This is a genomic window from Rhodanobacter sp. L36 (assembly GCF_009765755.1).
Taxonomy (GTDB): domain Bacteria; phylum Pseudomonadota; class Gammaproteobacteria; order Xanthomonadales; family Rhodanobacteraceae; genus Rhodanobacter.
This window is the reverse complement of sequence record NZ_LMUV01000002.1, coordinates 924,813-937,670: the sequence shown is the minus strand read 5'-3', so window position 1 is coordinate 937,670 and position 12,858 is coordinate 924,813. Positions and strand designations below refer to the sequence as shown.

General features: G+C 61.8%; 12 protein-coding genes. 8 read left to right on the top strand and 4 right to left on the bottom strand.

Going from position 1 to position 12,858, the window contains the following annotated elements:
* Nucleotides 1-387: 387 nt before the first annotated feature.
* Both GSQ73_RS04005 and rsmG read left to right on the top strand, forming a co-directional pair.
* A complete protein-coding gene (locus GSQ73_RS04005; protein ID WP_174236052.1) occupies nucleotides 388-843 on the top strand; it encodes an SPFH domain-containing protein in 456 nt (151 codons plus the stop codon).
* A gap of 150 nt (nucleotides 844-993) precedes the next feature.
* Nucleotides 994-1,632: a 16S rRNA (guanine(527)-N(7))-methyltransferase RsmG gene (rsmG, locus tag GSQ73_RS04000; protein ID WP_158881196.1), complete on the top strand. Its 639-nt coding sequence runs from the start codon at nucleotides 994-996 to the stop codon at nucleotides 1,630-1,632.
* Nucleotides 1,633-1,635: 3 nt separating this feature from the next.
* Here rsmG and GSQ73_RS03995 read toward each other — a convergent pair whose 3' ends face one another.
* Nucleotides 1,636-2,994 carry a GH1 family beta-glucosidase gene (locus GSQ73_RS03995; protein ID WP_158881194.1) on the bottom strand — a complete coding sequence of 453 codons (1,359 nt, stop codon included), beginning with the start codon at nucleotides 2,992-2,994 and terminating at the stop codon, nucleotides 1,636-1,638.
* Nucleotides 2,995-3,123: 129 nt separating this feature from the next.
* On the opposite strand from GSQ73_RS03995, the gene ugpC reads away from it, so the two are divergent.
* The 4 genes from ugpC (at nucleotide 3,124) to GSQ73_RS03975 (ending at nucleotide 6,929) form a co-directional block, all read left to right on the top strand.
* Entirely contained in the window at nucleotides 3,124-4,215 is a 1,092-nt protein-coding gene (gene ugpC / locus GSQ73_RS03990) for a sn-glycerol-3-phosphate ABC transporter ATP-binding protein UgpC (protein WP_158881192.1), read from the top strand.
* 78 nt (nucleotides 4,216-4,293) lie between these two features.
* Entirely contained in the window at nucleotides 4,294-5,157 is an 864-nt protein-coding gene (locus GSQ73_RS03985) for a ParA family protein (protein WP_158881190.1), read from the top strand.
* A 2-nt stretch (nucleotides 5,158-5,159) separates the two neighbouring features.
* A complete protein-coding gene (locus GSQ73_RS03980) occupies nucleotides 5,160-6,029 on the top strand; it encodes a ParB/RepB/Spo0J family partition protein (protein WP_174236051.1) in 870 nt (289 codons plus the stop codon).
* 186 nt (nucleotides 6,030-6,215) lie between these two features.
* On the top strand, nucleotides 6,216-6,929 hold the full coding sequence (locus GSQ73_RS03975) for a glycosyltransferase (protein WP_158881188.1): 714 nt from the start codon (nucleotides 6,216-6,218) through the stop codon (nucleotides 6,927-6,929).
* A 39-nt stretch (nucleotides 6,930-6,968) separates the two neighbouring features.
* On the opposite strand, the gene GSQ73_RS03970 is transcribed toward GSQ73_RS03975, so the two are convergent.
* Nucleotides 6,969-7,919 (bottom strand): patatin-like phospholipase family protein, encoded by a 951-nt coding sequence (locus GSQ73_RS03970; protein ID WP_254063258.1) that lies wholly within the window; start codon nucleotides 7,917-7,919, stop codon nucleotides 6,969-6,971.
* 196 nt (nucleotides 7,920-8,115) lie between these two features.
* On the opposite strand from GSQ73_RS03970, the gene GSQ73_RS03965 reads away from it, so the two are divergent.
* A complete protein-coding gene (locus GSQ73_RS03965) occupies nucleotides 8,116-9,888 on the top strand; it encodes an SLC13 family permease (RefSeq protein WP_158881186.1) in 1,773 nt (590 codons plus the stop codon).
* Nucleotides 9,889-9,897: 9 nt separating this feature from the next.
* Here GSQ73_RS03965 and GSQ73_RS03960 read toward each other — a convergent pair whose 3' ends face one another.
* A complete protein-coding gene (locus tag GSQ73_RS03960; protein WP_158881184.1) occupies nucleotides 9,898-10,881 on the bottom strand; it encodes a YafY family protein in 984 nt (327 codons plus the stop codon).
* 240 nt (nucleotides 10,882-11,121) lie between these two features.
* Between GSQ73_RS03960 and GSQ73_RS03955 the strand changes: the two genes are divergently transcribed.
* Nucleotides 11,122-11,964: a DUF481 domain-containing protein gene (locus GSQ73_RS03955; RefSeq protein WP_158881182.1), complete on the top strand. Its 843-nt coding sequence runs from the start codon at nucleotides 11,122-11,124 to the stop codon at nucleotides 11,962-11,964.
* Between the two features lie 72 nt (nucleotides 11,965-12,036).
* Here the strand turns inward: GSQ73_RS03955 and GSQ73_RS03950 are convergent, their stop codons facing one another.
* A complete protein-coding gene (locus GSQ73_RS03950; RefSeq protein WP_158881180.1) occupies nucleotides 12,037-12,855 on the bottom strand; it encodes a DUF2135 domain-containing protein in 819 nt (272 codons plus the stop codon).
* Nucleotides 12,856-12,858 lie beyond the last annotated feature (3 nt).

Here is a 12,858-nt window from a genome sequence, read left to right as displayed (position 1 = left end):
ACGCCCCGAGAACTTTTCTGACCCCCAACGCGGCGCCAACGTAATCGTTTTCACGACGGCTTGTAAAGCTTTTGCAAATAGCCGTTTTGTTGCGCTGCAAGAGGGTTTGACGCCCATCTCCCTTGACGATCGGGAATCTCCAACAGCCGGGCCATCTGCAAGGCTTGTTTCTTATGGAACCTTCTATGGCGCCGCAACAATCATCGATAGGCCAAGCACTTAGGCATGGCCTTTGCACACGATTTCTGCAGACATCCACAGTAAGCGGATTTGTTAAATTTTAAATTTTGTCGTTAAATCTAGGTTAATCTTAGAACGCTCAAGCGACTGTATCATCCATCTCCTGCAAGCGATGAAGATATTTAGGATAAATTGTTGTTTTTGATCATGTTCATACTGCTAATTTCATTGATGCTCTTTTCTGCCGTCGCAGCCGCGACCGTACGACACGTTCCCGTGGGCCAGGTTTACAGCCTTTATCGCCATGGCAAACCCATTCGGCTGATGCAGGCAGGCCTGCATCTCGTATTGCCGTTACTTGATCGCGTGGCCCACAAGATCGACCTGGCTGGACAGACACTTCGTTTCGAGGAGCCGCTGGCCACATCGCGCGAAGTAAGCGGCACGGTGTATTGGCAGGTGCTGGAACCCGAGCGCGCCGACGCTGTATTCGAACAGGTCGACCAGTTGATCCGCCATGGCGCACAACAGGTGCTGCGTGACGAGCCGGAGGTCGATCCTATTGATCGGCGTGATCTGGGCGCGCGTTTGAAGCAGACCTTGAACAAGGCGCTGCGCGAGCGCGGCATGATGGTGACTCGCGTCGAACTCGACGCTGCCTGATCGGCATTGCGTGAGGCGCCCCAGAGCGCCACTGCAAAGGGGAACTGAAACCCTTGTGACCCGCCCGTGGCGGGTTTTCTTTTTACGCGCTGGCAACAATCAGCATCCATACGGATACTTGCGCGCACCGGATGTCGATCAGGAACCAGCATGACCGCGCGCAATGCGTTGCAGACTCGCCTCGAACAAGGCATGGCCGAGCTGGAAATGGCGCTCCCGGCCGATGCAGTGACGCGCTTGCTTGATTACCTCGCGCTGCTGGAGCGCTGGAACGCGACCTACAACCTGACGGCCGTACGCGATCCGATGGAGATGGTCACGCGGCACCTGCTCGATTCACTGGCGATCCTGCCATTCGTGCAAGGTGGCACGCTCGCCGACCTTGGCACGGGTCCGGGTTTACCGGGCATCGTGCTCGCCATCGCCGCGCCGGGTCGGGAAATTCTCCTGGTCGATTCCAACGGCAAGAAAGTGCGATTTCTGCGCGAGGCCATCCGAACGTTGAAACTGGAAAATGTCCGCGCGCTGCAATCACGCGTGGAAGATGTCCAGGGTCAATACGATTGCGTGACCGCTCGCGCGTTCGCGAGCCTCGGCGACATGCTCGCCTGGGGCGGCCATCTACTCGCGCCGGAAGGCATCTGGCTTGCCATGAAAGGCAAACGTCCGGATGACGAGTTGCTTGGCATTCCGGAAGGTTTCGAGCTTCGCGATACGCGCGCGCTGGTCGTACCGGGCGTCGAAGGCGATCGTCATTTGCTGACGATCGGGCGTGTCCGCAACAGTTGAAAATCAATCAGCGGCGAGAGCTTCGCCGTTACTTTCGATCACAGTTGCATAAAGTTTTGCCGATGTTTTCGCGGTGCGTTTCTGGGTGGCGAAGTCGACGTGATAGAGGCCAAAGCGCTTCGAAAAGCCCAGCGACCATTCAAGGTTGTCCATCAGCGACCAGGCGTAGTAACCCTTGAGATTCACGCCAGCTTCGATCGCCTGATGCAGGGCGACGAGATGCTTGCGCAGATACGTCGCGCGCAGTGGATCGTCCAGCTCGCCGTTTTCTGCTTCAGGCGGATCGTAAAAGGCCGATCCATTTTCCGTGATGTACAGCGGCACATTGCCGTAGCGATTCTTGAACCACGTCAACGTGTCGATCAGGCCCTGCTCGAAAACTTCCCAACCGGTTTCGGTATAGGTCGCGTTGGGCTGGAATACCGATGACGCCTTCAGCGGAAACGCTTCCGCGTCATGTTTCACCACGGCGCGCGTGTAGTAGTTGATGCCGACGAAATCCACCGGTTGCTGCATCAGCTTGAAATCGTCGTGTGGAAACTCCGGCCATGCATCGCCGAAAATTTCCTTGAGTTCGGGCGGATAGCTGCCAAGCAATGCCGGATCGGCGAACTGCTGATTCATGTATGCGTGTGCGCGGCGAGTCGCTGCCAGATCTTCGGCGCTCTGCGAATGCGGATATTTCGGTTCGATATTGAACACCACACCGACCTCGTGATTGCCATGTGCGCGGTACGCCTGGATGCCGGCGCCACTGGCGCGCATCAGGTTGTGCGCAGCGATCGGCGCCTCGTACTTGTTGCGGTGGCCTGGCGCGAGCAGGCCATGCAGGTAGCCGCCATCGGTGACGACCCATGGTTCGTTGAGCGTTGTCCAGCGTGGCACGCGGTCGTCCAGAGCCTTGAACATCACCGCGGCGTAATCGGCGAACCAGTGCGCAATGTCGCGATTGAGCCAGCCACCACGATCGTCCAGCGCGGTCGGCAGATCCCAATGAAAAAGCGTGGCGTTCGGCACAATGCCGTTTTCGAGCAGCTCGTCGACCAGCCGCGAGTAGAAATCCAGCCCCTTCGGATTCACCCGCCCGGTACCTTCGGGAAGTACCCGCGCCCAGTTGATGCTGAAACGGTAGCCCTGCAATCCCAGTGCCCGCATCAGCTGCACGTCATCCCGATAACGCCGGTAATGATCGCATGCGATGTCGCCGGTATCGCCGTTGGCCATCATGCCGGGCGTGTGCGCGAAGCGCTGCCAGATGCTCGGCCCGGCGCCATCGGCCAAGGGCGAACCTTCGATCTGATAGGCCGACGTCGCGGCGCCCCAGTGAAAACCCTCGGGGAAGCGGAAACGGTGGCTGGTCATCGGGCTCCCTGCGGGCGTGCTTGCTGTCGTCGATTGCGCGGGCAGAATAGCCCAATGGTCGACGATGTGCGGACGAGTGCATTGGCCGCCCTGCATCGGCCATGATGGCCGCACGCATCGGAGACATTCATGGCCGCCGTACGCCTCGACAATCTGCGCAAGGTCTACGCCAGCGGCAATGTGGGCGTGGATGCTGCCAGTTTCGCGATCGCCGACGGCGAATTGCTGGTGCTGGTCGGCCCATCCGGTTGCGGCAAGACCACCTTGCTGCGGATGATCGCCGGGTTGGAGTCGATCACCAGCGGCACACTGAGCATTGATGGCCGCGTGGTCAATGACGTCGCGCCGAAAGATCGCGACATCGCGATGGTGTTCCAGAACTACGCGCTCTACCCGCACATGACGGTGGCTGAAAATCTCGGTTTCGGTTTGCGCCTGCGCGGTCACAAGCAGGCCGATATCGATCGCCGCGTCGCCGAAGCGGCGAAGACGCTCGAACTGGAATCACGCCTGACCTCGCGACCGGCCGCGCTCTCCGGCGGACAACGCCAGCGCGTGGCGCTCGGTCGCGCGCTCGTGCGCAATCCGAAAGTGTTCCTGCTCGACGAGCCGCTTTCCAACCTCGACGCCAAGCTGCGCCTGTCGATGCGCGTGGAAATCGCGCGGCTGCATCGACAGCTCAATGCCACCATGATCTACGTCACCCACGATCAGATCGAGGCGATGACGCTCGGCCAGCGCATCGTCGTGCTCGATGGCGGCGTGGTGCAGCAGATCGACACGCCAATGCATCTCTACGATCGTCCGGCCAATCTGTTCGTGGCCGGATTCGTCGGCAGCCCGGCGATGAATTTGCTGCACGGTACGCTGGCTTTCGATCACGGCTGGTCGCTCGTCACCGCGCAAGGCGACATCACGCTGGGCGAATCGCTCGCCTCCGCGACCTGGGCAGCGTGGCGCGATCGTCCCGTTGTCCTTGGCGTCCGCCCCGAAGACCTGCAGCCCGCCGATACCTCGCGCGCCGTGCTGCATGCGCAGGTTGAAGTGGTCGAGCCGGTAGGCAACGAGATTTTCCTGTACCTCCGATACGGCGCGCAGGCGCTGGTGTCGCGTGTTTCGCCCCGCGCGTTGCCTGAGGCTGGCAGCAGCGTGCCGCTGGGACTCGTGAACGAGAAATTGCATCTGTTCGACGCCGAAAGCGGCGCCCGGATCGCCGGTTGAAGCCGTCAGGCAGCGGGAAGCACTGGCCGGAATGACGCATTACACTAGCCGTCCTTCGCGCACGATAGCTACTCCACCATGGCCCGCATCATCGCTGTCGCCAACCAGAAGGGCGGCGTCGGCAAGACCACCACTGCCGTCAACCTCGCCGCTGCGCTGGCCGCCGCGAAGCGAAAGGTATTGCTGATCGATCTGGATCCGCAGGGCAACGCGACCATGGCCTCGGGCATCAACAAGCGCGATGCCAAGCCGGGCGGCTGTGAAGTGCTGCTGGAGGAAGTGGATATCGCCACGGCGATCGTACCGACCAACGGCCTTTACGATCTGCTGCCGGGCAACGGCGATCTCACCGCCGCCGAACTGAAACTGATGGATGCGCTGGCGCGCGAACACCGCTTGAAGGAACTGCTCGCCAAGGTCTCGGCCAACTACCACACCGTTCTCATCGACTGCCCCCCATCGCTGAACCTGCTCACGCTCAACGCGCTCACTGCGGCCGATGGCGTATTGATTCCCGTGCAGTGCGAATATTTCGCGCTGGAAGGCCTGTCGAGCCTGCTCGATACCGTGAAGGCCGTGCGTCATCGGCTGAATCCGAAACTCGAAATCGAAGGCCTGCTGCGCACCATGTACGACGTGCGCAACAACCTCGGCAACGAGGTTTCCGCGCAGCTCACCCAGCACTTCGGCGACAAGGTGCTGCGCTCGATCATCCCGCGCAACGTGCGGCTTGCCGAGGCGCCGAGTCATGGCCAGCCGATCCATCTGTACGACCGCAGCTCGCGTGGCGCGATCGCGTACATCGGATTGGCCGGCGAAATGATTCGCCGCGAGCGAGGCCTTGCGCGCGGCGAGCAGGAAACGGTCGAACCCAACGAATCGCCGAAACACGGCGACCACGGCCCGACGCTCAAGGCGCCGGCCGCGAATCAACAGGACTGAGCATGGCTGCTGCAAAAAAGCGTGGATTGGGACGCGGGCTCGATGCCCTGCTCGGCGGCGATGACGACGCATCGCCGTCGGTGCTCGCACAGGAAGGCGAGCTGCGCATGCTGCCAATCCAGCAGATCCAGCCCGGCAAATATCAGCCGCGCCGGCACTGGAACGATGAGGCGCTCGACGAACTCGCCGCATCGATCAAGGCACAGGGTTTGATTCAGCCGGTGGTGGTTCGCGCGCTCGGCAAGAACAGCTACGAGCTGATCGCCGGCGAGCGCCGCTGGCGTGCCGCGCAGCGCGCACAGCTAAGCGAGTTGCCGGCGCTGATCAAGACCGTGCCCGAAGCCGCCGTTCCGGCGATGGCGCTGATCGAGAACATCCAGCGCGAAGATCTCACGCCGCTGGAAGAAGCCGATGCGCTCAAGCGCCTCATCGACGATTTCGACCTGACCCATCAGCAGGCGGCGGAAGCGGTGGGACGTTCGCGTGCGACCGTGTCGAATCTCCTGCGCCTGACCGAGCTGCCCGCATCGATCAAGAAATTGCTTGATGAAGGCAAGCTGGAAATGGGCCACGCGCGTTGCCTGCTGACGCTGCCGGAGCGTGATGCCGAATCGCTGGCGCTGGAAGCGGCACGCAATGGCTGGAGCGTGCGCGAACTCGAGGAAGCCGCGCGACGCGTGCAACAGATGCCGAAAGGCAAAGCCAAAAGCGCGCCTGCGCGCGATCCGAACATTGCCGATCTCGAGCGCCAGCTCGGCGAACGTTTCGCCACACGCGTCGAACTCGCGCAGGGTCGCGGCGGACGCGGCAAGCTGGTCATCCACTATCACAGCAACGACGAGCTGGAAGGGATTCTCGGCAAGATACGGTGAGCGCGGCTGTAGGAGCGAGTACCGCGTTGTTGTTCCGTCGAACGCTCAGGGCGCCCAACCAGATTTTCGATAAGTGCATTCGACCTCGTCTATCGGTTGTGCGCCCTCGCTACTCGTCCATCGCCGCTGAAACATCCACACACTAAAATTTGCCTCGCAAATCCAGCTTCCGCAAAAGGTCCTCTCATGCCGCAGCTATCGGTCGTCGTTCCCGTCTTCAACGAGCGCGACAATATTCCGCCGCTGCTCGCCGAAATCGCGGGCGCGCTGCGCGGCAAGATCGACTACGAAGTCATCTACATCGATGACGACTCCAGCGACGACAGCCGCGCCGTATTGCTGGCGCAAAAAGCGCTGCATCCGGAACTGCGCGTGCTGCACCATGTCACGCGCAGCGGGCAAAGCACGGCGGTATGGAACGGCGTGCGCGATGCGAAGTCGCCATGGATCGCCACGCTCGATGGCGATGGCCAGAACGATCCGGCCGACATTCCGAAACTGCTCGCCGCACGCGACGCGTCGCCGGACATGCGCCTGTTCGCCGGCTGGCGCACCACACGCCGTGACAGTTTCAACAAGCGCATTTCCTCGAAGATCGCCAACGCGGTGCGCTCGCGCATGCTGAAGGACGCGACGCCGGATACGGGCTGCGGGCTGAAGCTTTTCGATCGCGACGTGTTCCTCCGGCTGCCGTATTTCGATCACATGCATCGCTATCTGCCTGCGCTGGTCAAGCGCGCCGGCTTTGCCTGCCAGAGCGTGCCGGTCGGTCATCGGCCGCGCACCGCCGGCGTTTCCAAGTACGGCATGCTCGATCGCTTGTGGGTCGGTTTGGCCGATCTGCGCGGCGTGGCGTGGCTGATGCGTCGCGGCAAGGTCACGCGCGTCGAAGAACTTTAGCGCGCGATCGTCAGCATGATTTCTTGGCGATTGCGTTCGTCAGACGTGCCGCGGCGGCGTCAGCTTTTTCGACCAGTCCGTCAACGCTTCGCGCGCCTGCTCGCGACCCAGTTCGATCAACTCGCGCGCACGATAGAACTCGTATGGCGTTGAAAGATTGCGCGGCAACTGGATCAGCAAATCCGGTTCGTACGCAGCCAGCCGCAATCGCGACAGATTTGCCTGCATCAAATCCAGCGACTGGTTGAGCAAATCCCACGCACCGGGTTCGCGCGGCTTCCCTTCGCTGTGTGGCAACATGCGGCTGAAGAATTCGCCCACGCGATGACGATGCGTGTGATGTTCGCCATCGTCCGGCGCTGCCACTTCGACCGGCGTGGTCTTGATCGGTCCGTCCATGCTGATCGCGAACAGGTAATCCGCCGGATCGCGAATCAACGGCGCCACCGGCAACGGATTCAGCAACGCACCATCCAGCAGACGACGTCCGTCGATGACGTGCGGCCGGAATACGGTGGGGATCGCGATCGATGCGCGGATCGCGTCGAACAACGAACCGCGCGTCAGCCATACTTCGCGTTCGCGATCCAGATCAGTGGCCACCGCGGTGAACGCAATCGGCAATTCCTGGATGCAGGTGTCGCCGACCAGTTCGCGCAAGGTGCCGATGAGTTTTTCGCCCTTGATCAGTCCACCGCCGGTGAACGTCCAGTCGAGCATGCGGAACACGTCGAACTTCGCCAGCGTGGATACCCAATCGCGATAGACGTCCATCTTGCCCATCGCGTAGATGCCGCCGATCAACGCGCCCATTGACGTGCCGGCTATCGCGACGATCTCGAATCCCTGCGCATCAATCTCCTCGATCGCGCCGATGTGCGCCAGCCCCTTGGCGCCACCCGCACCCAACGCGAGGGCGACGGTGGGGCGTCGCGGTGTTGCCGTCTCGAGCGGGGCCAGCATCTGTGTTGTGCGATCTTCTTTGTTCATGGGCGATTTCGATCACGAAAGTGCATGCAAGCTGGGCGCGGGCGGGCGGAATCGAACATCGATCCAACCCATCGCCTCGACTGCCGGCTAGGATGGAACCAAGCCTTACGTGCAGCAAGCCCGGACTGATCATGCCTCTCTGCGATTTTCCTTTTTTCCGTGAAGCCATCGGCGCATGTTTTTGCGGAGTCGCCGCATGACATGGCAGGCCTGGGCCACGCTGGCCGTGATCGTCGGCGCGATGGGCCTGTTCGCCAGCGAAAAACTGCGCATCGATCTGGTCGCATTGCTGGTGCTGGCGGCGCTGGTGATTCTTGGCATCGTCAGCCCGGTCGATGCGCTAAGCGGTTTCAGCAACGAAGCGACCGTGACGGTGGCGGCGATGTTCGCGCTGAGTCTGGGCATCGAACGCTCTGGTGCGCTCGAACCGCTGAGTCGTCTGCTGATACGCATCCGGCGCCCATGGCTGCTGACGCTGGCGATGATGCTGGCGATCGCGCCGCTCGGTGCTTTCATCAAGAACATCGCGCTGGTCGCCACATTTCTTCCGCTCGCGCTCAAGGTCTGCCAGCGTACCGGCACGCCGCCCGGTCGCGTGCTGATGCCGATGGCTTACGCCGCGCAGATGGGAGGCGTGTGCACGCTCATCGGCACGTCGTCCAACCTGCTTGCAGACACGCTCGCGCAGAAACACGGCATGCCGGGATTCGGTGTTTTCGAATTCACCCGCATGGGCGCTGTGCTCGCCGTGGTCGGCATCGTGTACCTGATGCTGGTGGGCCGTTGGCTGTTGCCGCGGCACATTCCCGCCGACATGCCGGAGGAAGCGGACATCGGCAAGTACGTGGCCGAGCTCGAAGTGACCGAGCAATCCGCGTTGATCGGCAGCAGCATCGCCGATGCGAACCTCGGCGAAAAGTTCGGCGTCTATCCGCTCGAGTTGCTGCGCGGCGAGCGCCGCATGTGGTCGCCGCGTTCGCAGCAACTCGCCGCAGGTGATGTGCTGCTGGTGCGTGGCGACTGGGAAAAGATCGAGGATTTCCGCCATCAGGCCAACCTGCGCAACGCGCCGGAGAGCCGCTACCCTCGCATCGAGGATCACCCGCGCGTGCTGGCGGAAATCATGGTGTCGCCGGGCAGTGCCGCCGAAGGCCGGCGTTTTGCCGAGACCGGCATCGGCTGGCGCTACGACATGACGGCGCTGGCCATCCATCGCCGCGGTCAGGTGCTGCGCGACAAGCTCAGCGACGTCACGCTCGCGCTTGGCGACGTGCTGATGGTGCTGATCGACGAGAACGCGCTGACCAATCTGCGCAACGACGAAGCCTTCGTCGTGCTCAGCGAACGCGAGGAACCGCGCCGCACGTCGCGAAAGGCGCTGTACGCGGTGGCGATCATGGCCGCCGTGGTGATTTCGTCGGGACTGCACTGGCTGCCAATTCCGATCGCGGCGATCTGCGGCGCCACCGCCATGGCGATCGCCGGATGCTTTGGCCGTAAAGACGTCTATGAAGGCATGGACTGGAAGATCATCATTCTGCTCGGGGCGATTCTTCCGCTGGGCATCGCGATCGAAAAGAGCGGGCTGTCCGACATCGTCGTGCATGCCGGCATGTCGGTCGCTGGCAGCCACGGGCCGCTCGCGGCGCTGCTCATGGTGTATCTGCTGACGGCGCTATTGACCGAACTGATGGGTCACAACCCGTCGGTGGTGTTGATGGTCGGCATCGCCGTGTCGGTGGGGCATGCGATGCATGTGGATGCGCGCCCATTCGTGGTGGCGGTCGCCTTTGCCGCGGCGACTTCATTCGCGACGCCGGTGGGTTATCCGACCAACACGATGGTTTATTACGCGGGTGGTTATCGATTTACCGACTTCATGAAAGTCGGCATCCCGCTGATCCTGATCTTCTGCTCATTGTCGATGTGGCTGATACCGATCTTCTGGCCGTTTCATCCCGGCCACTGATAAAGGCGATTACTCGCCGCTGGATTTGTACGCATCGCGTGCGAGCTGCAGCAGGATCTTCATCTCCTCGCGCAGCGGGATCGGCGCGACGATCTGCGCGTCCGGGCCGTACTTCAGCACGTCCATCAGCAGCTCCTTGGAATTGGAGTAGGGCACCTTCAATTCGTAGTGGCCGTCCGAAAGCCATTCGCCCTTCTGCTGCGAATGCCAGTGTTCTTCGGCCACCCAGCGCGCCGCGTGCGGTGAGAAGCGAATCGTCGCCCAGGCTTTGGGCTTGCCGGCGAAAATGCCGTAGCTCGACGCCAGCAGATCGTTGAGATCGCCTTCGCTGACGTCGGTCGCCGCCTGATCGAGTGAACTCGCTTCCACGATGCGGTCCACCGCGAAACTGCGCAGGGCTTCGCGGTCGTGATCCCAGACATCGAGATACCAGTTGTCGCGATAGTGCGTCAGCCGTTGCGGTGACACGGTACGGCGACTGTCGGCATTGGTAGTGCGCGCGCGATATCGAAAGCGCAGTTGTCTACGCTCCAGCACCGCCCCGGCCACGATGCGGAATACCTGCTGGTCCAGCTTGCGCTCGCCCCACGGGATCACGCGGATTCGTTCGATCGGCAGTGCCTTGCCGCTGCCCTGATCGGACAGCAAGCCTTCGATGCGCGCCTTGAACGGTGCCAGCGCACCGGCCAGTACGCCGGGACCGGAACGGCTGATCAGTTCGTTCAACGCAAGCAGCGCGGCCAGTTCGTCCGAGGTCAGCCACAAACCCGGCAGTTCGAATCGCTCGCCTTCGCCGACCTCGTAACGGAACGCCGCCTGCTCGGTGCCGGCGCTTTCGATCGGTGCGCCCAGAGCATCGCGAAGAAACGCCACGTCGCGATACAACGTCGCGCGCGAGCACTCCAGCTCGCCCAGCAGGCGCGACAAGGGAATGGGGTAATGCGCCGATTTCAGGAGGCGGTGGAGGGTCAGTATGCGTTCGTAACGATCCATGATTTACCGCCGGCCTGTCGTCGTTGAGTAGCGCTGACTAGCATGGTGGCGGCCTCGTGAAGCCGCAAGTCGCTGCGCTGCCAGCCCATCTTGTTCATCGGCTTGCAGCATGTCGTGACGAAGATGTTGACGGCGCGAAAGGTGCGTTCGCGGCCCCGTATGAGGGGTTACCGTTCATTGCAAGTTCAATCCCGCCCGTTAAGGTAGGCGCCTTACCAATGTTTAACAAATGGATGCCCCATGAAAAAGACCCTGATCGCCGGCCTGCTGCTGGCCGCTGTTTCGAGTTTCGCCGTGCAGGCACAAGACGCCAGCCCGACCACGACCGACGCCAGCACTGCCGCGAAGAATGGTGGCTGGACGGGCTCCGGTGAACTTGGCTATTCGTCCGCAACCGGCAACACGCGTTCACAGAATCTCGACGCCAAGCTCGGCCTCGCCCAGGAAAACGAGCAATGGAAAAACGCGTTTTCGCTCGATTTCCTGCGCACCAAGGCTCAGCAGTCGATCGTCGATGCCAACGGCAACACGACGGACCAGTTCAACACCACCGCCAATCGCTATGACGGCGGCGCGTCCGTCGGCTACAAGCTTGATCCGCGCAGCTACATCGTTGGTGCCGCGCGTTACGAGCACGACGAATTCGGCGCCAACGTGTGGGATGGTGTGGTGTCGCTGGGCTATGGCTATATCGCGCTGAAGGACGAGAGCAACGAGTTGTCGTTCGAAATCGGCCCGGGTTACAAGCGTTATCGCCCGGCAAACATCATCGACTCTGCTGCCAATCCGGACGGTTCCGTCACCGTTACCACCTTGGAGCAACCCACAGTCGGCGAAGTGGTGGCGCGTGGTCTGGTCAACTACAAGTTGAAGCTGACCGACAACACCGCGTTCGAGGACACGTTCCTGATGGAAGCGGGCTCCAAGAACACCTACCTGCAGAACGACGCCGGACTCGCGGTCAGCATGACCAAGAAAATGGCTCTGAAACTCGGTTTCCAGGTTCGCCACAACAGCGACGTACTGCCGGGCATCAAGAAGCTCGATACGTTGACCACCACCAACCTGGTCTACAACTTCTGATCCACGCACCAACGCTGAAAAAACAAAAGCCCCGGCATATGTCGGGGCTTTTGTTTTGGACGTCCATATGAATCAGGGCATCACGAACGATTTCACCAGCGTGAGCTCGCCGGCCTTGCGCATCGGCACGATGAACGTCTGCTGTTTCTCGTTGGGCGTGCCCTCGTCGGTCACGATCGCCACTTGCGCCACGGTCAATAGCTGGTGGTTTTCGCCGCTGCCGTAATAGTTCACGTAGACCAGATAGGTGCCGCTCGGTGGTGACGGGTTGGAATAGATCTCCGGCCCGTAGCCCGTCGTGACATCCACGTCGAGGGCGCCGCCGTTGGGCACCACGCGATTGCCGTAGAACGCATGCTGGCCGTCCGGCGACACCACGTGCAGATCGAGATCGGTGCCGTCGCTGTCCCACGAAAGCAGCACGCGCAGCCGCGGCCTGGTTTTGCCGCTGTAGCCTTCGTAGAACTGCGTGCGCTGGCGCGTGCCGTCGGCGCTGATCATTTCCACACTGTTGCTGCCCGATCCGAAAGCATACGGGCGCGAGAAATGACCATCGCTCTCGACTCGCTGCGGCATCGCAACGCCGTTGACGATCAGCGTCGCGGGTTGGTCGGCAGCGCTGGCGGTTCCCTTGGGCGCGTGGCGGATTTCGCCGGCGATCATCGCGCTGGCCGCCTGTCCTTCGGGCGTGTTCACCGCGACCGCGGGGTAATGAACCTCCTGCGTGTAGCGCGACTCGTCGCCGGCCGACGAGCGCCAGCCATTGATCGGCGCGCTGAATTCTATTTTCTCGTCGGGCTGCGTCGGGGCCTGTTGAGCCCATGCCGGGCCACCCATACTCGCCCCGAGTACGAAGGCAACACAGGCAAACTTGAGGGATCCTGCAGTCATGGC